This is a genomic window from Candidatus Hydrogenedentota bacterium, assembly GCA_016791475.1.
In the GTDB taxonomy this organism is placed as follows: Bacteria; Hydrogenedentota; Hydrogenedentia; order Hydrogenedentales; family JAEUWI01; genus JAEUWI01.
On record JAEUWI010000037.1, the window covers coordinates 55,733 to 79,466 of the forward strand.

General features: G+C 62.1%; 17 protein-coding genes and 2 pseudogenes. 4 read left to right on the forward strand and 15 right to left on the reverse strand.

The window, feature by feature from the left end; genetic code table 11:
• Positions 1-68: 68 nt before the first annotated feature.
• The 3 genes and pseudogenes from JNK74_18705 to JNK74_18715 form a co-directional block, all read right to left on the reverse strand.
• Positions 69-392, reverse strand: a complete 324-nt coding sequence (locus JNK74_18705; GenBank protein ID MBL7648216.1) for a 6-carboxytetrahydropterin synthase — start codon at positions 390-392, stop codon at positions 69-71.
• 108 nt (positions 393-500) lie between these two features.
• A pseudogene (locus JNK74_18710) lies at positions 501-770 on the reverse strand (6-pyruvoyl tetrahydropterin synthase family protein).
• Between the two features lie 23 nt (positions 771-793).
• Positions 794-1,477 carry a radical SAM protein gene (locus tag JNK74_18715; GenBank protein MBL7648217.1) on the reverse strand — a complete coding sequence of 228 codons (684 nt, stop codon included), beginning with the start codon at positions 1,475-1,477 and terminating at the stop codon, positions 794-796.
• Positions 1,478-1,756: 279 nt separating this feature from the next.
• Here JNK74_18715 and JNK74_18720 point away from each other — a divergent pair, with 279 nt between their 5' ends.
• Positions 1,757-3,655, forward strand: coding sequence for a DUF4129 domain-containing protein (locus JNK74_18720; GenBank protein MBL7648218.1), 1,899 nt, complete (start codon positions 1,757-1,759; stop codon positions 3,653-3,655).
• Positions 3,656-3,722: 67 nt separating this feature from the next.
• Here the strand turns inward: JNK74_18720 and JNK74_18725 are convergent, their stop codons facing one another.
• The gene (locus tag JNK74_18725) at positions 3,723-4,439 is read right to left on the reverse strand and encodes a hypothetical protein (protein MBL7648219.1); all 717 of its coding nucleotides are present in this window, start codon (positions 4,437-4,439) and stop codon (positions 3,723-3,725) included.
• 126 nt (positions 4,440-4,565) lie between these two features.
• Positions 4,566-5,351: a glucosamine-6-phosphate deaminase gene (gene nagB / locus JNK74_18730; GenBank protein MBL7648220.1), complete on the reverse strand. Its 786-nt coding sequence runs from the start codon at positions 5,349-5,351 to the stop codon at positions 4,566-4,568.
• A gap of 374 nt (positions 5,352-5,725) precedes the next feature.
• On the opposite strand from nagB, the gene JNK74_18735 reads away from it, so the two are divergent.
• The gene (locus JNK74_18735) at positions 5,726-6,577 is read left to right on the forward strand and encodes a tetratricopeptide repeat protein (GenBank protein MBL7648221.1); all 852 of its coding nucleotides are present in this window, start codon (positions 5,726-5,728) and stop codon (positions 6,575-6,577) included.
• A gap of 143 nt (positions 6,578-6,720) precedes the next feature.
• Here the strand turns inward: JNK74_18735 and JNK74_18740 are convergent, their stop codons facing one another.
• The 10 genes from JNK74_18740 to JNK74_18785 form a co-directional block, all read right to left on the reverse strand.
• Positions 6,721-8,007, reverse strand: coding sequence for a DegT/DnrJ/EryC1/StrS family aminotransferase (locus tag JNK74_18740; protein ID MBL7648222.1), 1,287 nt, complete (start codon positions 8,005-8,007; stop codon positions 6,721-6,723).
• Between the two features lie 180 nt (positions 8,008-8,187).
• On the reverse strand, positions 8,188-11,400 hold the full coding sequence (locus tag JNK74_18745; protein MBL7648223.1) for a PD40 domain-containing protein: 3,213 nt from the start codon (positions 11,398-11,400) through the stop codon (positions 8,188-8,190).
• A 400-nt stretch (positions 11,401-11,800) separates the two neighbouring features.
• Positions 11,801-12,418, reverse strand: coding sequence for a transcriptional repressor LexA (gene lexA / locus JNK74_18750; protein ID MBL7648224.1), 618 nt, complete (start codon positions 12,416-12,418; stop codon positions 11,801-11,803).
• Between the two features lie 89 nt (positions 12,419-12,507).
• Positions 12,508-14,076, reverse strand: coding sequence for a glycosyltransferase family 39 protein (locus JNK74_18755; protein ID MBL7648225.1), 1,569 nt, complete (start codon positions 14,074-14,076; stop codon positions 12,508-12,510).
• Positions 14,077-14,123: 47 nt separating this feature from the next.
• Positions 14,124-15,437, reverse strand: a complete 1,314-nt coding sequence (locus tag JNK74_18760; GenBank protein ID MBL7648226.1) for a glucose-1-phosphate adenylyltransferase — start codon at positions 15,435-15,437, stop codon at positions 14,124-14,126.
• Positions 15,438-15,688: 251 nt separating this feature from the next.
• Positions 15,689-16,591, reverse strand: coding sequence for a decaprenyl-phosphate phosphoribosyltransferase (locus JNK74_18765; GenBank protein ID MBL7648227.1), 903 nt, complete (start codon positions 16,589-16,591; stop codon positions 15,689-15,691).
• Entirely contained in the window at positions 16,591-17,349 is a 759-nt protein-coding gene (locus JNK74_18770; GenBank protein MBL7648228.1) for an SDR family oxidoreductase, read from the reverse strand. Before JNK74_18770 ends, JNK74_18765 begins: the two co-directional genes overlap by 1 nt.
• A gap of 192 nt (positions 17,350-17,541) precedes the next feature.
• Positions 17,542-18,885: an FAD-binding oxidoreductase gene (locus tag JNK74_18775; GenBank protein MBL7648229.1), complete on the reverse strand. Its 1,344-nt coding sequence runs from the start codon at positions 18,883-18,885 to the stop codon at positions 17,542-17,544.
• 225 nt (positions 18,886-19,110) lie between these two features.
• Positions 19,111-19,917 carry a glycosyltransferase family 2 protein gene (locus JNK74_18780; protein MBL7648230.1) on the reverse strand — a complete coding sequence of 269 codons (807 nt, stop codon included), beginning with the start codon at positions 19,915-19,917 and terminating at the stop codon, positions 19,111-19,113.
• Positions 19,895-20,956 carry an NAD-dependent epimerase/dehydratase family protein gene (locus tag JNK74_18785; GenBank protein MBL7648231.1) on the reverse strand — a complete coding sequence of 354 codons (1,062 nt, stop codon included), beginning with the start codon at positions 20,954-20,956 and terminating at the stop codon, positions 19,895-19,897. Before JNK74_18785 ends, JNK74_18780 begins: the two co-directional genes overlap by 23 nt.
• Positions 20,957-21,370: 414 nt before the next feature.
• On the opposite strand from JNK74_18785, the gene JNK74_18790 reads away from it, so the two are divergent.
• Positions 21,371-22,435 carry an NAD-dependent epimerase/dehydratase family protein gene (locus tag JNK74_18790; GenBank protein MBL7648232.1) on the forward strand — a complete coding sequence of 355 codons (1,065 nt, stop codon included), beginning with the start codon at positions 21,371-21,373 and terminating at the stop codon, positions 22,433-22,435.
• A 151-nt stretch (positions 22,436-22,586) separates the two neighbouring features.
• A pseudogene (locus tag JNK74_18795) lies at positions 22,587-22,694 on the forward strand (prepilin-type N-terminal cleavage/methylation domain-containing protein).
• Positions 22,695-23,734: the final 1,040 nt, after the last annotated feature.

Genomic DNA, 23,734 nt, shown 5'->3' on the forward strand with positions numbered 1-23,734 from the left:
CTTCGGGATAATGGACAAAGTGGATTCGCCGCGGCGATTGCACACGGTCCACCGCGGGGGCGTCCGGCTCAGCCGCCGTAGTAAATACACCGCGCGGTATAGGTTTCCTGCACCACCACCACGGTCGGTTCTTCACCCGCCGCGACCAGACGATCCCAGACCCACTTGCAGATGCGCTCGCAGGTGGCCCATTCCAGGCCGGGCACTTCGTTAAGGTAGGTGTGATCCAGCTCGTCGTAGATCGCGCGGAGGTGCGGCTCCAGTGCGTCGAGATTTTTTGTTCCCACTTCGAAGCGATAGCTGTGGCCGTGGATGCAATTGCACGGGTGGGTCGAGGGCAACTGGGGCAGGGACTGGGCCGCTTCGAAGCTGAAGATGACCCGTTCCGGCAGATTTTCAAAGGGGATGGCGGGCAGCCGGCGCGGCACGAAGTCCAGGTCGCCGTCGATGGAAACGCGCACCCCGTCATACCAGGCCGGTTTGGGCGACAGGTGGGCGTCGATCCAGCGCTCCAGCGCGGGGACGGTCGTGTCGTTCTCCAGGCCGGGGATATCATTCAGACAGGCATGATCGAGCTGATCGTAGAGGGGACGGAAGAGGCGTTTGAGGGCCGAATAGTCCACGATCCAGCCAATTTCCGGGTCGAGTCCGCCTTTGGCCAGGATCTCCACTTTGTAGCTGTGGCCGTGGAGGCGCTGCTGTTTCTCGTTGCCCTTCGGGTTGCGGTGGGCCGCTTCCACATAGGCGATTTTCGTTAAATGGGCTTCCAAGGGACTTCCTTAACGGGCCGTGATTAGACGCCGCGTTCGTTCGGCGGCCAGATGAATTTGTGCATCTGCAATTGAAAGCGGACCGCGTTCAGCCCGTCTTCGAGCATCCAGGTGACGATGTCTTTCGGATCAACCTCTCCGAACACGGGGGAAAAGAGCACCGCCCTGCAGCATTGGGTGAGATTATAACGCCGGACGGTGTCCCGGCTCCATTCGTAATCCCGCCGGCTGGCGATGACGAACTTGACCTCGTCGCGATCCGCCCTCAAATGGGGGATGTTGGTCCAGTCGTTGAAACGTTCCATGCCGCTGTCGGGACATTTCAGATCCATGATGCGTACCACGGGGTCGGGCAGGGTGTTGATGGGCAGGGAGCCGCTCGTCTCGATCAGCACCGTGCAGCCCGCCTCCAGCAGCAACTCCGCCAGGGGCACACATTCCTTCTGGGCCAGCGGCTCGCCGCCGGTCAGCTCCACCAGGGGCACGCCGAAGGCCAGCGTAGCACGGAGGATTTCCTCCAGGGTCTGCTTCTCGCCGCCGTGGAAGCTGTAGGTGGTGTCGCACCAGCGACAGCGCAGGTTGCAGCGGGCCAGGCGGATGAATACGCACGGCAGCCCCGCCCAGGTGCTTTCGCCCTGGACGCTGCAGTAGATCTCGATCATCCGCAGCGTCTGGGTAAGTCGCGGGTCGGTGGTGGGTAGGGGCATGGGGGAGGATTCCGGTTCAGGGCCTGGGTTGCGGGGTCGGGGGGTATTATACGCGAAGTTAACCTGGAGTCTGGAGTCTGGAGGGGTCGGGAAGAAATGGGCCTTATGGGTCGTATGGGTCTTATGGGTTCGTATGGTGGTGGTTAGTGGCTGGTCGATCATAGCGACCCATAAGACTCATACGACCCATAAGGCCCATTCTCTCTCCTCTCGACTTCCCCTCCGCAAAGCTGCTACAACATCCCGGTACCCATTGCCACCTCTCGGATTCGATTCCCCATGGACAAGCGCGGCGATCACATCCCCCTGGACCTCCACTCCCTCCGCCGGGAGTTTGCCGCGCCGCCGGCCCTGCCCGAGGGTGCGCCACGCCCTGAAGTTGAAGAGGAGCGCAGCCTGGCGGATCGGGCGGTGGATCTTCTTATCCCGCTCATGATTTTCTGCATGATGCTTGCCGTCGCCTGGTTTCTTCTCGATATCCGCTTCATCTACACCGAGCGGCTCGATATCAATATGCGGGCCTTCGCCTTTTTCTTTGTGATGGGCATTGTGGCCCTCAATCGGCTGCGGGCGGATCGGGAGGCGACGGATTCCGGGGTTTACCTCGTGGGTATGATTTTCGCCGTGGGCATGTTCACCGTGGTGACTCAGCTCCGGGGCGGCGGACTGGCCGGGGGCGTGATGACCAGCATGCTGCCCTCGCTCTGCTTCAACATCAGTGTCGTGGCCATCCTCTGGAAAGTGACCGACCGGCTCACGCGGGATTGCTGTGTGGATGCCAGCGCGCGCTATGGCGAGGTGGGTATCCTGCGGGGCGGCTGGCTGCGCAAGGCCCCGCCCGCCGAGGTCTCTGCCGAGCCGGAGATCGGCAAGGGACGTCTCCCGCGCAAGCACCCCGCCAATTCACTCTTCTATCTGGCCATTCCCATCATGATCCTCCTCGCCATCGGCCAGCGTCTTCTGCCCCAGGGCGGCTCCCTCATGGAATCGGCGGGGAGCGTCTACGTGGGCGTTTACACGGTTGCCATGTTGCTCTTGCTCATGCTGTCGAGTTACCGGGGCCTTCGCGTCTATTGCCAGCGCCGGGCCATCACCTTTCCCACGAGTATCGCGGCCTTCTGGCTTGGTCTGGGCAGCCTGATGGTGGGGCTGGTGCTTATCCTGGGGCTCTGGGGGCCTGTGCCGGCGAAGCCGGAGGCCTGGCATGGGGCGGCGCGTCAGGTGGACGAATCGGGGCGAACAATCTCGACGAAGTACGACTACCACGAGTATCAGCGGTGGAGCGAAGCGAGTACCGAGCACGGTCAGCAGGGCGAACTGGGCCCCGAAGGTCGGGAAGGTCAGTCGAGTGAGATCCGCCAGCCGGGACAACAAGGACAACAAGGACAACAGGGCCAACAAGGACAACAGGGACAACAGGGACAACAGGGACAACAGGGACAACAGGGACAACAGGGACAACAAGGACAACAAGGACAACAAGGACAACAAGGACAACAAGGACAACAGGAAAATCCCCGATCCGGTGCCGAGGATCCGCAGCAATCGCAGTCCGTAGAGAAAAGCCCGGAACAGTCCACCGGACAGGAATCTTCCGGGTCAAGCGGCACACCGCCCGCAACCCAAATTCCCATGAACGAACTGATGGACGCGGCGCCCGCGCTGAAGTGGCTGGCCTACGGCGCCCTGGCGCTGATGGGGCTGTTCTTCCTTTACGTCCTGGTTCAGGCGGCAGCCCACTACTTCGGACGGGCGGCGGGCCAGCGGGCCGGATTCTTCGACCGGCTTGCGCGCTTCTTCCGCAGGCTGACCTACGTGCCAAGGCGCAAGCCGCGGCGGCCGCGGGTCAAGGTGGACCGCGATATTGCCACGTGTACGCGCTATCAGAATCCGCTTCGCGGACAGGGGTCGCTGCTCGAAAAGATCCAGTACAGCTACGATGCCCTCTGCGCGCTGGCCTACGATTTGGGCGTGCCGCGAGAAGAAGGCGAGACGCCCTTCGAGTACCTGGCGCGCCTGCCCGAGCCGATCGCGGAGATCGGCCCGGAGGCCGATACGCTGACCCATCTCTATGTGGCGGGCAGCTATTCCACCCTACAGATTCCGGAAGAGGCCGCGTCGGAGCTGGGCAAGTTCTGGAAAGGATTCGAACGGCTGCGGGGCCGGGTGCTTCGATAGCGCCCAAGAAAAACGGCCAGCATCCCGGCGGGACACTGGCCGTCTCAAGTGAATTTCCCAGAGCGGGCTACTGCTTTTCGATGGGTATGAGCTTGAAGCTCTTCACGATTTCCTCGAACACGGGGCCCCACTCTTCAAACTGTCCCTGAACGCCGCCCAGAATCACGCCGTAGTTGCTCTTGTTGCCATACGCGCCGATAAGCCAGCGGTGGATCTCGTCGGGTTTGGTCTTGGCCACTTCCTTGTACCAGAAGGCATTGCCCTCATAGGCGTAGCCGGCTTTCTTCGAGAACACCTGGGGATCGGTATATTTTGGAGCGGGCGAACTGATGTCCTGCTTGACCGAATCCATGTTGGCCTTGTAGAGGGTTTCCGGGGCCACATCGGGCATCCAGGTCCAGGTGACATGGATGCTGAGGGCGCTCTCCAGGCCACCGCCAGTTGCCCCACCGCTTTCCGCAGTCCCGCCCGCGCCGCCCTGAGTCGCATCCTGTGCGATGCCTTTCAATTTGGCCCCGAGCGATTTCTTCTTCTTTTCGGCGGGTTGATCGGCGGGCTTTTCCGCAGCGGGCGCGCTGCCCGGCTGAAAGATCCAGCTCGTGGTCGTATCCTCCGACTGAATGGTGAACTCCGCGGGGATCTTCAGAGAATAGCCAAACTTCTTGCTCTCATAGGTCTTCCATTCCCGGGCCTGCGCCACGGGGGCCAGTACGATGGCCGCGAACACGCCCGCGAACAACCATTGAAAACGCATTTTTCCAGCCCGACTCATTACGCTGATCATCGACTCTCTCCCGTCATGTGGCGGCGTGGAACGACGCCATCTCCCATATGAAAACACACCACGCACATGCGTGGTGTGTTACTTCCTGCTCAAATGTCAACCCATGCGGGCGGTGTCCGGAGCGCTTCAGCGGTAGGGCGCCCACTCCGGCTCGTTCTGGAAGATCCAGTCGTAGTAGCCCCGGTTTTCCAGCTTGGCCGAGGCGGCTTCGTCCACGATGACCGTGCACTTGGGGTGAAGCTGCAGCGCCGACGCCGAGATCATGGAGGTGATGGGGCCTTCCACCGCCTTGGAGACGATGTCGGCCTTGGCGGCGCCGGTCACCAGCATGATGCAGCGGCGGGAATCGAGGATGGTTCCCACGCCCATGGTCATGGCGCGACGGGGCATGTCTTCGGGCTTGTCGAAGAGGGGCGCGTTCTGGGCGATGGTGCCGGGCGTCAGGGCCTTGCAGCGGGTGCGGCTGCGCAGGGCGGAGAGGGGTTCGTTGAATCCGATGTGGCCCGTGCTGCCGATACCCAGCAACTGGAGATCGATGCCATTGCTCGCCTCAATCCGCCGTTCATAGTCCTCGCACTCCTTGTCCAGGTCCGGCGCGGTGCCGTTGGGGAGGTAGGTGCTGGCTTTGGGAATGTTGATATGGTCAAAGAGATGGTGGTTCATGTAGCTCCGGTAGGAATTGGGATTCTCCGGGGCCAGGCCGATATATTCGTCAAGGTTGAAGGTCGTTGCGGCGGCGAAGTCCAGTCCGTCCTCCCGATGTTTCTTGACCAGCCGGGCGTAAAGCCCTTCCATGGTGCGGCCCGTGGCCAGACCCAGCACCAGTCGCGGGTTGGCGATCAGCGCCTGGGCGATCAGGTCCGCCGTCAACTGTGCGGCCTCTTCCTCGGTTTTCCGGATGATGACTTCCATGGCTCTTCCACTCTCTCAGTTCGGTGCTGCCGCATCCATTGCAGCAGGTTCGGCACGGACGGGCACCAGTTGCGGGGCGCGCGCCGGCACGTGGATCGGGCCCTGGATGTGGGGATCCAGACCGGATGAACGCGGGAAAACGGCAGGCGGGCCGTAGATGCGCGCGGATCCCCCCGAGGGTCCGATTGCGGGGTGGCCCAAAGAATACCGTCCGGCAACCCCAAAACGCAACCCAACACGATTCTCATGCTACAATAGCCGTACGAGAATGGAGCGAAATCGAGATCAAAGGCGGCATGCGCGGCGGCGGACACTCGGGTGCCCGGGTACGCCGCGGCCGGGGCAAGGTACCAGCACAGGATTTTGAGCGAATCATGAAACATCATCTGGTACTGTGGCGGATAGCCCTTGTGGTAGCGCTGATCGCCTCACTCGTGTATGTATCGCGCCAGACGACCGCCCGGGGGCCGGGGGGGCTGGAATCCCCCGAGGTCGTGACGGATCGGGCCCTGAGCCTGCTCCACGCCGATGTGAACGCCCTTCGCGCGGATACCCAGGAGGCGATCCGGATCGCGGCGGTGTACGCGGGCAGCGGCATGAACAACACGGCCGAAGGGGCGTACCTCCTGGGGTGCCAATATGAGCGGGAGCAGAATTATCACTCGGCGGAGGGCTACTTTAAGAAGGCCATCGCACTCGCGCCGGAATGGAGCTGGCCCTATGCCAGTCTGGGCAACCTCCTGGGGCGTTACAGTTTCGACCGGGTGGAGGAGGCCAAGGCCACCCTCCAGAAGGCGATCGCTCTGGAACCCGAATGGGGCCGGCCCTACGGCATCCTGGCCATTATCCTTCGCGCGGAAGGCAAGTATGAGGAGGCTCTGGTCCAATCCGAGCTCGCCCTGCGCTATATGCCGGGCGACATTTCGCCGCTGAACAACTACGCGAACCTGCTGGTGGACTTGAAGCGTTACGACGAAGCCGAGGTCTATTTTCACCGGGCCATCGAGAGCTTTCCCGGTCACCCGAAGCCCTACTACAACCTGGCCTGTCTCTATGCCCTCAATGGGCGTACGGACGAGGCCCTGGCGAATTTGACGGAAGCTTTCAAGTTGTCCGACGCGCTCCGTCTGGAGGCCATGAACGATGGGGACTTTGCGGGCCTGCGGGAAGACCCCCGCTTCGATGCCCTGGTGCACCGGGGCAAGCAGCCCGCCGCGGGGGCCTGACACGGGGGCGGTGTTACTAATGGGTCTCAGGGGTCGTATGGATTCTATGGTTCGGGGTCTCGCCTGCTTTTTTGCTTGCCGCTCAACAAAAAAGCCGCCCCTGGATGGATCCAGGGGCGGTCTTGTTTTCGATGGTTGGAGACCTACTTCCGTTTTTTCGGGGGGGCCTGAAGCTCGCCGACGTTTTCCACCACTTTGCGAACGGCGGCGGCGACGATGTCCATCTCTTTTTGCGTGTTCATCAGCAGGCGGTGGTGAATCACCACACCCGAGTTCGTGTGGGCTTCGGTGCAGACGGGAATCTTGTGGCGTTTCGGGTCGATGGCCTTGAAGTATTCCTTGTCCAGTTTGTGGCGGAACTTCGTGGTCGGCTTGTAGAGCATGCACTGATTCAGGGGCTGATAGGGCCGGTCGAAGCCCTTTGTGCTCAGTTCGGCGTTCAGCGCGGCGATGAACTGGCTGTTGTTTACCTTCAGCGCTTTCGTGTCCAGGCGGAAGCTGAAATTGAAGTAGCTCTGCTGGGTCACTTCCTTGCGGCGGCGCATGGGCAGCACGCCGGGGATCTCCGCCAGTTGGCTGTTCAGGTAGATCGCGTTGGCGTCCCGCTCCTTGACCTGCTGATCAAGACGGCCCAGGGCGCCGAGAAGGATTCCCGCCTGCCATTCGGTGAGGCGATAGTTGCCCGACTGGAGGGTGGTGGAGAGATCGGCGGGCTTCTTCAGGCCGTAGACCACGGGATCCGCCTCATAGGGGCGGCCGCAGTTGCGCAGGCTGTAGAGCTTGTAGAACATCTCCTTCGTCTTGCACATGTTGAAGCCACCCTCGCCGGAGGACATGACCTTGGACTCCTGGAAGCTGAAGGAGGCGGCGTCGCCGAAGCTGCCCACGCCCTGGCCCTTCCAGAAGGTGCCGTGCTGGTGGGCGCAATCCTCGATGAGGAAGAGCTTGTGCTTCTTGCAGAGTTGTACAAGTTTCGTAATGTCGGTCACGGCGCCGTAGAGGTGCACCACGATGACGGCGCGGGTCTTCTTTGTGATCAGCGATTCCACGTGGGCCAGATCCAGATTCCACGTGTCGGGCTCCACGTCCGCCAGGATGGGGACGGCGTTCACGTCCACACAGGCCGCCGCGGTTGCCTGCCAAGTCATGCCGGGCACGATGACTTCATCGAAGGCGCCGATACCGAGGGCTTCCAGCGCGAGCTGGATGCCCACCGTGCCGTTGGCGCAGCACAGGCCGAACTTGGCCTTCTGATAGGCGGTGAATTTCTGGGCGAACTCCCACTCGGTGGGTCCGTCGTAGGACCACTTGTTGCGCCGCGTGATCTCGGCCAGCAGTTTCGCGTCGGACTCGTCGCTCACGGGCCAGGAGGCCCAGTTTTTGGTTTGCGTGGTGACCGGATTGCCACCGTTGATTGCCAGAATTCCCATGGGTTCTCACTTCCGGGCGCGGGCGCGCCCCTTTTTTGGACGTCGTTAACTGCAACGGATAAGGGCCATAGCATAGCTGGTGGCCCGGTTTTGCTTCAATGGGGTGAGAGATAGGACGGATAAGTCGGATAGGACGGATTTGCGCTATCGGTCCTATCCGTCAAATCAGTCCTATCATCGCTATTCGAACTTCGGCAGGTTCCGCGCCGGTCGCTTGTGGAAGGGCGGCAGCACCGGCGGGTTGGACTTCAGCAGGCGCAGGATGGTTTCCAGGCCCGCTTCCAACTGGGTATCTTTCCCCGCCTTGTAATCCTGCGGCGTAATGTACACTTCCACGTCCGGCTCCGTGCCGTAGTTCTCCACGCCCCACTCCACGTCGTCGAACCAGAAGGAAAACTCCGGCTGGGTGGTCACGCTGCCGTCCACGAGCTCCATGCGCGGGCTGATGCCGATCACACCGCCCCAGGTCCGCGTGCCGATGAGCGGGCCCAGGTTCATCCGCTTAAAGCAGTGGGAGAAGATATCGCCGTCGGATCCCGCGTATTCATTGGTCAGGGCGACGAGGGGTCCCATGACGGACTCGCGGGGATAGGCCTCGGGCGCATGCCATCGGGGCACATCGTAGCCCAGTCGTTTGCGGGCGAGTTTCTCCAGCAGCAACTGGGATACGTGGCCGCCGCCGTTGAAGCGCACGTCGATAATCAGCGCGGGATAGTGCAGTTCCGGCAGCCAGCCCCGGTGAAATTCCGCGTAACCCCGGGTGCCCATATCGGGAATGTGGACATACCCCACCTGGCCCTTGCTCCGGCGGTGCACTTCTTCCCGGTTGCGGTTGACCCAGGCGCGGTAGCGCAGATTCATCTCGCCGCGCAAGGTTCGGATGACTACGGTGCGTTCGGGACCTTTCCGGCCCAGCACCGTCAGGGCCACTTCCTGACCGGCCAGATTGGCCAGGGCATGCCCCGGCGTATAGGCCGGCGTCAGCGCGGCGCCGTTGACCGCCGTGATCCAGTCGCCTTCGGTGATGCCCTTGCCGGGCGCCAGCAGGGGCGAGTGGCAGTCTTCGTCCCAGCAGTCCCCCGCGACGATGGACTGGAGGCGATAGGCTTTCTTCTTTGCATCCCAGGCGAGATCCGCACCCAGTTTGCCCTGGGCCACGTGGGGGGCGAGCCGATAGTCGCCGCCGATCTCGTAGGCGTGGGACGTGCCCAGTTCGCCCTGCATTTCCCAGAGCAAATCGGAGAGTTCGCTGCGGCAACTCACCCGGTCCAGCAGGGGTTCGTAGCGCTTGAACACCCGCCGCCAGTCCACGCCGGACATGTTGGAATCCCAGAAGTACTCCCGTTGGAGCCGCCAGGCCTCGCGATACATCTGGCGCCATTCCGCCGGCGGGTCCACCGCCACTTTCACGCGATCCAGATCGATCCAGCCCGTGGCGCGCCCGCCATCGCGGACAATACCGCTGGCCTTGGTGTCGTTCGGCTTGTCGCCCGCCTTAAGTACGCGAAGCTTTTTCCCGGACCGGTAGAGGAGGGTGCCACCGTCCCGTGAGATTTGAAAACTGTCGAGGCCCGTGATGATGGACTCTTCCTTCATCGACGTGAAGTCGAACACGCTGAGAGAGCCCTTGCCCGCGTCGGGCGAAGCGCCCGTGCTGTCCACGGGATATTCGCTGTAGAGCACTTTACCCTTGATGCCCGCGATGCCGCCGAAGCGCCCGGCGGGCCGGGGAAAGGCCACGACGCGACCGGCGATGCCCGCCGTTTCCACCTTGAGCGGAGCGGTCTTGTTGTCCTTCTTCTTGTCTTTGTCTTCCTTTTTCTCGTCCTCCTTCGGGGCCGCGGCCTGCTCTTCGGCGCGGGGGACGAAGGGATTGGGCAGGTCGGCCTGGAGGGGCAGCAGCATCAATTGCATGGCCTTGGGGAAGCCCAGATCGAAGTGGAGGGCGTCGTAGACCGGGTTGTAGGCGCGGTACGAGAGGAAGTAGAGATATTTGCCCTCCGGGTCCCAGGCGGGCGCCATGTCGTAAAACTCGGCATGGGTGGCGTCGTGCTTCTTGCCGGTGCTCACGTGATAGAGGCGGATGACCCGGGTGCGCGATGTGCCCGCGAAGGAGTAGGCCAGCCACTGGCCATCGGGCGACCACGCGAGGCCGTTGATGGGCCCAAAATCGCTCTTGTCGATGGTCTTGCCGGTCCCTTTGCCCAGGTCGGCCAGGATCAATTCAAAGCGATGATTTTGTATGGCCGCCAGATCCGCTTTGGGCGAAAGAGCGAGTCCCATGGCATGGCCGATGGCGATCTTCTTGAGCAGTCGCGGTCCCTTGGCGCCCGTGGCGTCGGTGATGGCCAGCAATTCTTCCCCGGTGCTGTCGGATACGAAAACAATTCGCTTTCCATCGTTCATCCAGGTGGCCAGCCGTGCGCGGGCCGCCGTCTCATGAGCAAGGGGAAGCACCGGGCCTTCCCAGTTGCTCATGGCGAAAAGTTTGCCCCGCGCCGTCACGGCCAGGGCTTTGCCGTCGGGCCGGAGCTGGCAGCCCTGCAAGTACTTCTCCGCCGCGACGAAGCGGCGGTTGCGCTGCACCCGGGGACTCTGAATATCGATGGGAATTCGGGAAGACAGGCCCGTGCCGGGATCGAACAGGAAGCAGTCGCCGCCCGCGTGGTACACGACGCGCCGTCCATCGCTCGACGCGCCACGTGCGTAAAAGTCGTTGTGATGGGTGTGTCGTTTCAGATCTTTACCGGCGGGCGTGCAACTGTACAGATTGCCGACCCCTTCGTGGTCGGACAGGAAGTAGATGCGCCGGCCCAGCCACATCGGCGCCGTCACGTTGCCCTCGCCCGGCACAATCCGCGCGAAGCGCCCCGTGCCTTTTTCATCCACCCAGAGTTGACCCGCGGTGCCGCCCCGATAGCGCTTCCACCGCGCGGGATCCCCCGTGTTGCGGCCCAGCACCAGCGCTTTGCCCGGTCCATGGCTCAGGTGACTTGCAATGCCCCAGGGCAAGAGGCGGGGCTGACCGCCCTGGCGTGCAATCTCCCAGAGTTGACGTGTGCGGGCAAAGGGGGCCGCCGCGTCGGTCGAATATTGAATGAATTTTCCGTCGGGCGTCCAGCCACTCACCTGGGCCGTGGCTCCCTGGTGGGTCAGCCGGGTGGCCGCGCCGCCCGTCGCCGGCATCACATAGACTTCCCAGGCGCCTTCTTCGCGGCCGCTGAAAGCGATCCACCGGCCGTCGGGTGAAAAGTGGGGCGTGGCCAGCGCGCCAAGGCTGGCCGTCAGGCGCCGGGCGACGCCCCCCGTCACCGGGACCTGCCAGAGGTCGTCTTCGGAGCAAAAAACCAGGGTGTCGCCGTGGAGCGTGGGACTGCGGTAGTAGCCGGGCATGGATGGTCCTGTCGTTGAGAAGCTGGGCCTGGATGCGCGCGCGGCGCAGTCTCCCATAGTAGCATTCCGGGTCGCGTGGTCGCGACCCGTGCGGGCGCGTTGCGGCATGAGGCCGGCGCGGCGGGTACTTTTTTACGGAAAAGAGAAAATATGACTTGACGTTTTTAAAAAAATGCGGTACCATTGGGACATGGATCCAATACATCCATAACTCTCTTCCCTCGGGAGTTCTGTTGCTGACCACACCGGACTCCCCCTCCTCCCAGGTGGCGCGAGGCGCGCTCGACCCGCCCTCCGCCACCTCAGGGTGGGCGAGGCCCCCTTATCTCCAGGAAAACAGAAGCCCGCCGCCGTTGCACACGGGGACGGGCTGTAAATGCCGAAATTATAGGGACGTTGCTTAGTTCAGAGAACGCTGGAGGGCCACGACGACCCCCTGGAGGCTCACACTCCGGGCGGGAAAGAGCATGGTTTCCATGGCGGCGTTGGCCGGGCGAAGTTCCACCGTGGCGCCGCGGGGGTAGTAGTGCTTCACGGTGGCTTCATCTTCCACCAGCGCCACGACCACATCGCCCGGACGGGCCTGCTTGCCCTGATCCACGATAATAATATCGCCATCGAGGATTCCGTCCTCGATCATGCTGTCCCCGCGTACGCGCAGGCAGAACGCGTTGCGCTGGGCGAGTTTGGCGTCGACGGGCACGTGGCCCTCGATATTTTCCTGAGCGAGAATGGGCAGACCGGCGGCGACCTGGCCGACGAGGGGCAGCACGCCCACATCGCTCTGGTAGAGTCCGAAGGCGGCCTTTTCGGTAATGATGATACCCCGGGCTTTCGAGGAGCGCTCGATGAAGCCCTTTTTCTCCAGGGCGACCAGATGGTCATTCACGCCATTGGTGGAGGTAATTCCGAATTCCTCACCGATCTCGGCAATCGTCGGCGGCATGCCGCGGTCGCGGACACAGTCGATGATGTAGTCCAAAATATCCCGCTGGCGTTTTGTAAGATCCTTGGCCATGCTTCCACTCCCGTCAATCAGGGTTGAACTGAATTGATATTCAGCAGTATTGAACCACGTTTGACCGGTGAAGTCAAGCCTTTTGCATTTCAGGATCTGGAACGGGGGATATACAGGGTCAGCACGACGCCCTTCCAACGCAGCGTCTGCCGGTTTTCGAAGTGGGTGTCGAGCCAGCCGACGATTCGATCCGTCGTGGGTCGCCATTCAAAGGTGGTGCCCTCGGTGCGGAGGAACCAGATCCGTTCGGCGTCCGCCACGGCCTCTTCTCTGGGCACGGGCATGAGGCCATGGGCGCGCAAAATGGCCGCGTGGCCCATGGTCTTGATGAACTCCCCTTCGTCGGCTTCGGACCAGCCCACGCGAAGCTGGTCGCCGGCGTAGTAGTGCGTCATGGGGTAGGCGCTGAAGTGGCTCGCGTAGAGGAGGCGATCACCGGGCCCGGCGTTGCGCTCCAGGTGGACGGCTACGCTCCGGAAATCGACCTTGTCCCACATGGCCAGGCGGTGCATGGGGATGGGGTGGAGTCGGCCTCCGTAGCCGTCGGCGAGGCTGGGAATCGTGAACACGATCAGTGCGGCGGCGAGCGCCAGGCCCCGCCGTCCCATGAGGGCGGCGCCTCGGGCGGCGAGAAGGATGGCGGCCGCCCCGGAAACGATGAAGAGCCGGTGCTCATAGAAGGAGAAGTCACTGAGTCCCCAATGGACGGCGCAGCCGAGTACGGGCACCCAAACGAGGGCGGTCAGCAGGGTGAGGGTGGTTCGGTCGTTGCGCCACGCTTTCCACGCGGCGGCGTTGAGCCCCAGGCCCAGGAAAAAGAGGGGCCAGTAGGCCCAGGCGCGCGGGCCGTAGCCCGCGAAGAAGTTCTTGAAGGTGATGAGGACGGTTTTCCCGGTGGGATTGGGATACCAGGGATAGGCGATGTCCTGCACTTCGGCGTGCATGGCGAAGGCGCGCTGGAGCATGGGGGCAATAAGGAGCATCAGCAGTGCGTTCGCGGCGGTCCAGGACCAGAATCGGTGTTTGTAACCGGGCAGCAGGAGTACGAAGGCCAGATTCAACGCAAAGATATACCACATGGTGATGAAGTGGGCGTACATGAGCAATGTGAGGGAGAAGACCAGACCGGCCCACGCCGTGAGGCGGCCATTTTCGAGGGCCTCGACCATGAACCAGAGGGCCAGCAGGGCGAAGAGCACGACCAGGCTGTAGACGCGGAGCTCCTGGGCATAGTAGATCTGAAATGGGGCGACGGCGAAGAAGAACAGGGCCAGGCAGGCGCTCCGCTCGTCGCGGAAGAGCCTGCGGGCGAGGAAGTAGACCACGGGCAGGGTCAGGATGCTGAAGAGGCAGGGCAACAGGCGCAAGAGAAAGTCATGGCGCGGGTCGGTGATGGCGAGCGGAAAAAGACCATCGACCAGGGAGGACCAGCCGGCGGTGAGGATCGTGTTCAGGGGGGGCTCGACGGTGTACGCCGGGTCGAAGAGTGCGGAGACCGAGTCGGCATGGGCACCGAGGTAGAGGCTGGCGGTCTCGTCATACCAAAGGCTCTGGCCGCCGAGGTCATAGAGGCGCAGCAGGGCGCCGAGCAGGCACAGCCCGAGGGGGAGGGCGCGGCTGGCGACCGAAAGAGATGAAACCGGAAGCGCAGGCTTCATGGCGCTACGCTTCCGGTCTGAAAAGGGGCGGGCTCACGGCCTGCGGGCTATACCGCGCCGATGAGTGTGCCATCGGGAATAACGGCGTTCTTAAACACCACCACGATACCGTCGCGAATGGCATAGCCGTCGCCGTCATAGTCTTTCAGTCGTTTCGAGCCTTTAATCACCACGCCCTTGCCAATGCGGGCGTTGTGGTCGATGATGGCGTGGCTGATGTTGGTCTTTTCACCGATACCGATCTTGGGACCGCCGTCGCCTGGATTCTCGGCGTCGAAGGACTCCGCGCCGAGCATGATGGCGTGATCGAGTACCGCACCGGGATGGATGATGCTGCGAATGCCGACGATGCACTTATTGATCGTGGCTTTGGAGACGCGGCTGCCCTCGCAGATGATGGCGTTCTTGATGTGCGCGTCGGAAATCTGCACACCGGGCAGGCAGCGGGCGTGGGTATAGATGGGGTCTTTGAGGCCGTTCAACTGGAAGGGGGCGTCGTCGGTGGTCATGGCCATGCTCACGTCGAAGAAGGAGCGGACCGTACCGATGTCTTCCCAGAAGCCCGAGAACATGTGGGCGTAAACCTGATGGGTGCTCAGAGAGTGGGGGATGAGTTCGCGACCGAAATCGACCCATTCCACATGCTCCATGAGGAGCTTTTCGAGTACTTCCGCTTTGAAGACGTAGACGCCCATGGAGGCGAGGTAGGGTTTGCCCGCCCCGTTCAGGCCGAAATCTTCAAAGACTTTTTCGGGGGTTACCAGGCCGTCAAGCACGGCCGGATCATTGGGCTTTTCCACAAACTCGCGAATACGCCCGCTCTTGAGCACCTTCATCACGCCGAAGGCGTGGGCGTCGTCCCGGCTGACGGGCAGGGCGGATACGGTGATGTCCGCGCCCTTGTTGAAGTGGGTTTCGAGGAGTTCGCGGTAATCCATGCGGTAGAGCTGGTCGCCGGAAAGGATGACGTAGTGGGACACGCCCTGATCGAGGATATGAACGAACTGCTTCCGCACGGCGTCCGCCGTGCCCTGGAACCATTCATTGCCGCTGGCCAGATCGGTCTGCTCGGCCGCCAGCACTTCCACCATGCCGCCGCTGAACATGTCGAAGCGGTAGGTGTTGTTGATGTGGCGGTTGAGGGAGTGGCTGTTGTACTGGGTCAAGACCGCGATCTTGTTGATCTGGGAATTGAGGCAGTTGCTGAGGGGAATGTCCACGAGCCGGTATCGGCCGCACAGGGGCACCGCGGGTTTGGCGCGCACCTTGGTCAGGGGATAAAGCCGAGTCCCCCGACCGCCCCCCAATACGATTGCTCCCACGTCACGTGTGACGTCCACCTCGCTGAGCACGCCGGTCATATTCCCCATCCGAACTCTCTCCTGTACTGCGCTTTGGGCTCTCTTTGGTCTGTGGTTCCCACATTGGGATCGTATTGTATGCTTTACGTGAGCGCGGTTCCACTATTGGGTCTTATGGGTCTTATGGGTCGTGTGGGTCGTGTGGGTCGTGTGGGTCGTGTGGGTCGTATGGGTCGTGTGGGTCGTGTGGGTCGTGCGGGTCGTGTGGGTCGTGTGGCGCGGCGGGCTTTGGGTTGGTCCCGAAAGTCCGGTCAAATCCTGGGGAGGTAGATGAGCACCGCGCAGGCGATGGCCCACAGGACGACGGTTGCGCCGAGGGGGCGATCTTTGATGAGGGTGCTGCTGGGATCGCCGCCGCCGGTCTCGTGGTGGATCAGGTGAAGATAGCGGAAGAGTCCATAGACCACAAAGGGCAGTGTGATGTAGAGCTTGTCGGTGCCGAGGCGCTGGATCACTTCGGGAGAGCAGGTGTAGATGGTGTAGGTGATGAGGGTGCCCCCCGCCATGATGAGTATGAGTTGATCGAGGTAGTGCACGGTGTAATGTTGCAGTACCTGCCGGTGGGACTGGGCGCCTTCCTCCAGCAGGAGGATTTCCTGGCGGCGTTTGCTCAGGCCGAGGAAGGTGGCCAGGAAGAGGGTGCACACCACGAGCCAGTTGGAGAAGGGCACGTCCAGGGCAATGGCGCCGGCCACGGCGCGAATCACGAAGCCCAGGGCGATGGCGAGCACGTCCACAATCATGACATGCTTGAGCTTGAGGGTATAGGCCAGCGTGAGCACCACATAGCCGAGCAATGCCACGAGAAATTCCTGGCGAATATTCCAGGCGATGACGAGGCTCGCGCCAAAGAGCAACACCAGGAGCACGCGCGCGGCGGCGGGGCTCATGGCGCCGCTGGCGAGGGGGCGGTGGCGCTTCTTGGGGTGTTCGCGGTCGCTTTCGATGTCGAGGAGGTCGTTGAAGACGTAGGTGGCGCTGGCGGCCAGACAGAATGAGGCAAAGGCCGCCAGACTCACGAGGGCCTGGATCGGATGGCCAAGTTCGCCGGCGAAGACGAGGGCCGCAAAGAGCAGCAGGTTTTTCGTCCACTGGTAGGGACGCATCGCCGCGATACAGGTCACGATGAAGGGCGGGTGCTTGGTCTCGGCCATTACATGCTCATCTTTTTGAAGACGCGGCGGGGGATATTGCGGATGATCAGCATGATGTAGCGCCAGAAGAAGGGCACATAGGCCTCGTCTTTTCCGGTACTGACCGCTTTGAAAATAGCTTTGCCCGCCTGAGCCGGTGTGGCCACGAGGGGGCCCGGCAGCGGCAGGCCGAAGGTCATTTTCGTGTCTACGAAGCCCGGTTGAATCGTGGTGACGGTCACGTTGGACTTGGCCAGACGCACGCGGAGCCCTTCGAGGTAGCAGGTGAGGCCCGCTTTGGTGGCGCCGTAGATGTAGTTTGTCTGTTTGCCCCGATCGCCTGCGACGGAGGAAAGGACGCCCAGGAAGCCGGAGCCGCGATGTTCGAAGACGGCCGCAAAGGCCTCCAGAATGGAAATGGCGCTGGTGAGGTTGACCGAGATCATCTTCTGCACGTCGGCCATGTTTTTCTGGGCCTTTTCCTGCTCGGCCATATAGCCATAGCCCAGCACGACGCCCGTGGGCTTGGTGCCGATGGCGGCCTCGCAGGCTTCAACGAATTTTCCATGGGAGGGGAGGTCTTCGGCGTCGAAATGCAGCGCATGGCAGGGCACACCGTGGCGCACGGCGATATCCGCCGCGAGGATAGCGTTTTCCTCGTCATCGCGGGCCGCCAGCACGAGGGTGTAGCCCGCCGCGGCAAAGGCCTGGGCCGTGGCCCGGGTGATGCCGGAGGTGGAACCAAGAATGACGACGCTGGGTCGGAAATCAGTGCTCATGCGGGATACCTGCGACGTTGGAGGTTTTACCCCCCCTACCCCCCCGCAAGCGGGGGGGACCGGAAATCAGGAAAACGGGAATTATCGAAATCTCATCGCTCCCGCGCGAGGCATGTTGCGGATATTGCTCCCCCCCGCTTGCGGGGGGGCAGGGGGGGTAAATCCCAAAGTTCATCGCGTGTGAATCAACCATCACACCAGCCCCAGGCGCCGCGCCATGTTGGAGGACAGCACACCCTTTGGATCGAGGCGCTTCTGAATGGCTTTGAACTCATCCAGGCGCGGGTACATGGCCGCGATGGTCTGGGGGCTGGCCACGGCGTCTTTGGCGAGGTAGAGCCGCCCGTCGTGATCGAGCAGGATGCGCTCCAGTTCGTGGAGGAAGGGCGTCAGGCCGCGGTGGTTCGGGAGATCCAGCGTGAGGGTGTAGCCCTTCATGGGATGGGACAACAGACCGGGATTCTGCTCGCCGAAGGTTTTTAGCACGGCGAGGAAGGACGCCCGGCGCGAGTCGGCCAGGCGCTGGAGAATGCGGATGAGGCCTTGCTTGCTCTCGTAGGGCAGCGTGGCCTGAAACTGGGCAAAGCCCTTGCGCCCATAGAGCCGGTTCCAGTGGTGGATGGCGTCCAGGGGATAGAAATACTTGTCGTAGTGCACCAGCTTGCCGATGGTGGTGGGGTGGGCGGCGTAGAAGACCTTGTTGAAGGCCGTGACACTCAGGGGATTCAGCAGAAACTGGGGGCAGTTGAAGGGCACGTTCTTCGGGAACTCGCGTTTCATGGCGAAGGGCGCGTTCGCGCGTGCCGGATCGAGCTGAGACAGCTTCGCATGGTTGCCCTGCATGAGCACGGAGCGACCCAGGCTGGCCCCCCGCGCCAGGCAGTCCACCCAGGCGACGGAATACTTGTGGGCACCGTCGGTCGCCGCCATGGCGTCCAGGGCGTGATCGAGATCGCGGCACTGGGTATAGTCCGTGACGATCCAGGAACTCTCCACGGGCTGAAGCCGCACCCGCGCCGTGAGGATGAAGCCCGTCAGTCCGATACCGCCCGCCGTGGCCCAGAAGACATCGGCGTTTTCGGTTTTCGAGCAGTGCAGGAGCGCGCCGGTGGGGGTGAGGAGCGTGAAGGATTCCACGAATTCGCAAAAGGTGCCGTCGCAGTGATGGTTCTTGCCGTGGACATCGTTGGCAATGGCGCCGCCCACGGTGACGAACTTGGTGCCGGGCGTGACGGGCACGAAGTAGCCCCGGGGCACGAAGACGTCCAGAATGTCGGCCAGGCTGACGCCGGCTTCGCATTCGAGCACGCCGGTTTCTTCGTCGAAGCTGATCATGCGGTCGAGGCGGGTGGTATTGACGACCCCGCCGCCGCCGTTGACCGCGGTGTCGCCGTAGCTTCGACCCAGGCCTCGGGCGATGATCGAGGAGGAAGCGTGCCCCCCGATGAGGTCGTTGAGGATGCGGCGCTTTTCCGGGCGAAAGACGTCACACTTTTCGGGATCGAGGCCGCCCCAGCCGCTGAGGGACTGGTGCATGGAGGATTCGGCCACGGGTATTCTCCTGGGTTGGTGTGAAGGTCTCGGCTATGAAGTGTACTCGGGTGTATATACCCGCCGCAGGCGAAAGTATAACGCCGCGGGCCTGGAGCAAGCAAGTCGGGCGGCGCTATCTGCTTTGTTGACAGGGGATTAGGAGGGGCGAAGACGAGATCTGTGGCCGCCGGGCTCGAAGGGTGTCCAGGGGTCGCACCGGCCTTTCAATCAGGATTCCGGCAACTGGGGGGGCTTGTTTTCCATCAGGAGGTCATCCAGGATCAGCAGGCGCTCGCACCAGATCATGAGCAGCGTACACAGGTAGCGACGACCCATTTTGCGCAGGCGCAGGTTGCTGATGCCCCAGGTGCGTCCGGACCAGGTGATGGGGACCTGGGCGATGCGGTAGCGGCGGATGAGGCTCGACAGCGACATTTCGATGGTGATGTTGAAGTGGGCGGCCTGCAGGGGCAGGATGCTCTGGATCACGTGGCGCCGGTAGACCTTGAAGGCGTTGGTGAGATCGTTGTGGTGGGTCAGGAAGAGCACCTGCATGGCATGGTTCACGATCCGGTTGACCACGAGCTTCACGGGCGGATAGTGGGTCACCCGGCCGCCTTTCATGAAGCGCGAGCCAAAGACGCAGTCGTAGCCTTCCTCAATCTTCCGGTAGCACCGTACCACGTCGAGGGGGTTGTCCGAGCTGTCCGCCATGACCACGGCCAGGACATCGCCCCGGTAATGGTGGAGACCGCAGCGGATGGCGCGGCCCAGCCCGCCGGGAGGCCAGTTGTGGACCAGGTGGATCTCGGGGATTTCCTTTGCCTTTTCCTCGATCACCGCCACGGTGTTGTCCGTGCTGTTGTCGTTGACCACGAGGAGCTCAAAGGGTATGGATTCCGCGCGCAGGGCGGCGGCGAGGCTTTCCAGCGTGGGGATGATGTTCTTCTCTTCGTTGTACGCGGGAATGAGGACGGAGTAGAGAAGGGTGTTCTTCTCCACCGGCACGAGGCTAGATGCGGCCTTCGAAACCATGGTAGATCTCCCCCAGCAGGGCGTCAATGTCGTAGGCGTAGCGCCAGTTCGGGTAGTGGGACTGAAATTTGCCCACGTCGCTGATCCACCAGATGTGATCGCCGATGCGGTTGTCGTCTTCGTAACGGATGGCCATCTTGTTCCCGGTGATGGCCTCGCATTTGGCGATGGCTTCCTGCATGGAGCAGTTGCTGTGGCGGCTTCCGCCGATGTTGTATACCTCCCCCGAGCGCGGCGCGCGAAGCACTTCAAAAAAGCAATTAACCAGATCGCTGGAATGGATATTGTCGCGTACCTGCTTGCCCTTGTAACCGAAGATGCGGTATTCCTTCTTCGTGATGGCGCACTTCATGAGGTAGGACAGGAATCCGTGGAGCTCCGCGCCGGAGTGGCCGGGTCCGGTGAGGCAGCCGCCGCGGAAAACAGCGGTCTTCATCCCGAAATAGCGGCCATATTCCTGCACCATGACATCGGCCGCCACTTTGGAAGCGCCGAAGACCGAGTGCTTGCACTGGTCGATGGACATGGTCTCGTCGATGCCGTCTTTGGCATAGGGGTGGCTCTCGGCCACTTCCCAGCGGGTTTCCAGTTCCACCAGGGGCAGATCGTTGGGCGTATCGCCGTAGACCTTGTTCGTGGAGGTAAAAATGAAGGGCGCCTCGGGGCAGTGCTGCCGCGTGAGCTCCAGCAGGTTCAGCGTGCCCACCGCATTGACGCCGAAATCGGTCAGGGGCTCCTTCGCCGCCCAGTCGTGGCTCGGCTGGGCCGCGGTGTGCACCACGAGTTCGATGGAAGAACTGTAGGTCTTGAAAATGGCTTCCAGGGCGCCGAAGTCGCGAATGTCGGCCTCGTGGTGGCGGTATTCGGCGTGGTCCGCACGCAGGCGCTCGACGGCCCAGTGGGTCGACGCTTCCTCCCCGAAGAAGTAGGCGCGCATGTTGTTGTCCACACCCGCGACAGTGTACCCTGCGGCGATGAATCGGCGGACCGTTTCCGCACCAATCAGACCGGCCGAACCGGTAACCAGAACCACACCCATAAACGCTCCCGATGAACGGCACGATACGTAGAAAGAAGAAAACGGCGAAATGCGAGACGCCATTCTAGCGCATAATTGCAAGAGGCTGTCAATAGAGACTGGCTGGGTAATCGCGTCATCGGCGCTTCACGAAAACTACAGGTGTGCCACGCGATCCGGCAACGCCGGTTCGTGTGCCCTGAACCTCGAAAGCGGCGGTTATGGAGCAGTTCATAACCGGACGGTTTTTTCGCCAAAAGGCGCATGGGAGGAAGATTCTTTTGCCCCTCGTCAACATCCCGGTTGGGGCACGAGAGGGTCGGACGAGTGGCCGCCGGCACATCGGGAAGACCTCGTGGCGGGCACACGAACCGGCGTTGCCGGATCGCGTGGCACCATCGCCGGGCCCTCGTTTCTTACTCCGGGAGCCCACCCATGAAAACCATACTCGTCACGGGCGGCGCCGGCTTCGTGGGCTCCTGCCTGGCCATGGGCCTGAAAGCCCGAAGCGAAGACACCCGGGTCATCGCGTTCGACAATCTGCGTCGGCGGGGATCGGAGCTGAACCTGCCCCGACTCAAGGGGGCGGGCGTAGAGTTCCTCCATGGCGACATCCGCTGTCCCGGGGACCTGGAAGAGGTCGGGCCATTTGACGTGCTCATCGAGTGCAGCGCGGAGCCTTCGGTGCTTGCGGGCTATGGCGGATCGCCCAAGTATGTGCTGGAGACCAACCTGACCGGCACGTTGAATTGCCTGGAAGCGGCCCGGCGGCACGGCAGCGATGTGGTGTTTCTGTCCACGAGCCGGGTCTATCCCATGGAGACCATTGCGCGCCTGCGCTACCGCGAAACGGAGACCCGCCTGGAGCTGGAAGCGAAGCAGCCCGTGCCGGGGGCCAGCGCCGACGGCATCGCCGAGGATTTTCCCCTGGAGGGTGTGCGCTCCCTCTATGGCGCGACCAAGCTGGCCTCCGAGCTGGTGATGTCTGAATACCTGTCCATGTACGGCCTGCGGGGTGTCATCAACCGCTGCGGCGTGCTCACTGGACCCTGGCAGATGGGCAAAGCCGATCAGGGGGTCGTGGTACTCTGGGCGGCGCGCCACGCCTATGGCGGCGCCCTGAAGTACATTGGCTATGGCGGCCAGGGCAAGCAGGTGCGGGACATGCTCCATGTGGAGGACCTGCTCGATCTGGTGTGCATCCAGCTTGCGCGCCTGGACGAGTTCAACGGACGGACCTTCAACGTGGGCGGGGGCCGCGCCGTGAGCACCTCGCTCCAGGAATTGACCGAACTTTGCCGGCGTTATACGGGCAATTCCATCCCCATCGCGGGTGAAGTTGCGAACCGCGCTGCCGATATACCCCTCTACCTCACGGACAACCGGCGGGTGACGGCGGCCACGGGCTGGACACCGGCGCGCACGGCGGATATGATTGTGGAGGAGGTTTGCGCGTGGCTGAGGGACCACGAAGGGGCGCTGCGGCCGCTATTGAGTTGACGGGGCTCGCAGTTTACGCTGTCAGATTACACAGTTTACGCCCTATCCTCTTTTCCGTATGGGAGTTAAGCAGAAAAGAGGATTGACCATTTGGGCGGTCGATGGTATCATGAACATATCTGAAACCCTTGCAATACCGGGAGATCCAAGCATGAAGAAGCCCAGTGGTGTGGAGAAGAAGTCCAGCGCGACCCGCGCGGGTTTCACGCTCATAGAATTGTTGACGGTAATAGCGATTATTGCGATCCTCGCGGGCATGACGGCCGTGGCCGTGCCGAAATATTTGCAAAAAGCCAACACAACCAAAGCGCTGGCCAACATGGACCATGTGGCCAAGCTGATTATGGAAAAGTCCACCGCTGCGGGCAATACGACAGGATTCCCGGTCGCCTACGGCTTCGTGAAGCCAGAATACCGCGAAGCTACCCCCGCTCAGTTGCTGGGTCCACTTCCGCAAGACAGCAACGGTGACGATTTCTCCTATTATGAAACTCGGCCCTACACGATCACCATCGGGATTCATCAGGACGATAACGTTTACGAACTTGCCGCTTGGAGCAAATCCGGCTACGACAGCGACGGTGACGGCCAGCTCGGGCTGCTGGAGTATTCGGCCATCGGCGAGAAGAGCGTGGCCGACAATACCTATACCTTCTCACTCTATCTGTATGCCGGACCCTATGGGGAATTCACGGGCTCCTCGGGCGACGCAAACCCACAGTCAGGCGGCGTATTCGAAGTTGCCGCGCAATCGAAGCAAGGTATCCAGCGCCCCTTCGTGTATGCGCCCTACAATAAGCGGCAACTCGACACGCTTCGGCGCTATTGGATCAACGGCGGCGATAACCTGGGCAGCGATATTCAAGTTACGGACCCGGCGTTGAACGGGCGACTGTTCTTCCCCCCCCCGAACTATGATGCCTTTGTGCTTGTGGGCGTGGGCCCGAACGGAACGGATGGTGGTGTCGTAGCCGATCCGCCAACCGGCGACTATGATCCCGCCTATGTCTACCATGTTGCGGCCCTCCGCACGGCCTTCCTGGCCACGAGAGATCTGAATGGCGACAAACTCCGCGATTTCGACTTCCAGGTTCGGGACCAATCGAAAGACGTCATGATGATGCCCGACGGCACTAATACCGAGGGAGCTTTCATCAAGGTCGTCGAATAATTACTCTTAAGAGTGTGTTGCGCGGCAGGTCCTCGGATCTGCCGCGATTCTTTGTGTGCCAGGCATGGCCCCGTACTTATGAGGTGTAAGTCCTCTACAGGCCCTGATAGTGGGAACTGTTAGGCGAA

Coding starts and splice junctions, on each gene's coding strand:
- nagB (MBL7648220.1), bottom strand. CDS start 5,351: ATGGAAGTCATCATCCGGAAAACCGAGGAAGAGGCCGCACAGTTGACG.
- JNK74_18725 (MBL7648219.1), bottom strand. CDS start 4,439: ATGATCAGCGTAATGAGTCGGGCTGGAAAAATGCGTTTTCAATGGTTG.
- JNK74_18785 (MBL7648231.1), bottom strand. CDS start 20,956: ATGGGTGTGGTTCTGGTTACCGGTTCGGCCGGTCTGATTGGTGCGGAA.
- JNK74_18745 (MBL7648223.1), bottom strand. CDS start 11,400: ATGCCCGGCTACTACCGCAGTCCCACGCTCCACGGCGACACCCTGGTT.
- JNK74_18780 (MBL7648230.1), bottom strand. CDS start 19,917: ATGGTTTCGAAGGCCGCATCTAGCCTCGTGCCGGTGGAGAAGAACACC.
- JNK74_18735 (MBL7648221.1), top strand. CDS start 5,726: ATGAAACATCATCTGGTACTGTGGCGGATAGCCCTTGTGGTAGCGCTG.
- JNK74_18770 (MBL7648228.1), bottom strand. CDS start 17,349: ATGAGCACTGATTTCCGACCCAGCGTCGTCATTCTTGGTTCCACCTCC.
- JNK74_18765 (MBL7648227.1), bottom strand. CDS start 16,591: ATGGCCGAGACCAAGCACCCGCCCTTCATCGTGACCTGTATCGCGGCG.
- JNK74_18775 (MBL7648229.1), bottom strand. CDS start 18,885: ATGCACCAGTCCCTCAGCGGCTGGGGCGGCCTCGATCCCGAAAAGTGT.
- JNK74_18715 (MBL7648217.1), bottom strand. CDS start 1,477: ATGCCCCTACCCACCACCGACCCGCGACTTACCCAGACGCTGCGGATG.
- JNK74_18755 (MBL7648225.1), bottom strand. CDS start 14,076: ATGAAGCCTGCGCTTCCGGTTTCATCTCTTTCGGTCGCCAGCCGCGCC.
- JNK74_18790 (MBL7648232.1), top strand. CDS start 21,371: ATGAAAACCATACTCGTCACGGGCGGCGCCGGCTTCGTGGGCTCCTGC.
- JNK74_18720 (MBL7648218.1), top strand. CDS start 1,757: ATGGACAAGCGCGGCGATCACATCCCCCTGGACCTCCACTCCCTCCGC.
- lexA (MBL7648224.1), bottom strand. CDS start 12,418: ATGGCCAAGGATCTTACAAAACGCCAGCGGGATATTTTGGACTACATC.
- JNK74_18760 (MBL7648226.1), bottom strand. CDS start 15,437: ATGACCGGCGTGCTCAGCGAGGTGGACGTCACACGTGACGTGGGAGCA.
- JNK74_18740 (MBL7648222.1), bottom strand. CDS start 8,007: ATGGGAATTCTGGCAATCAACGGTGGCAATCCGGTCACCACGCAAACC.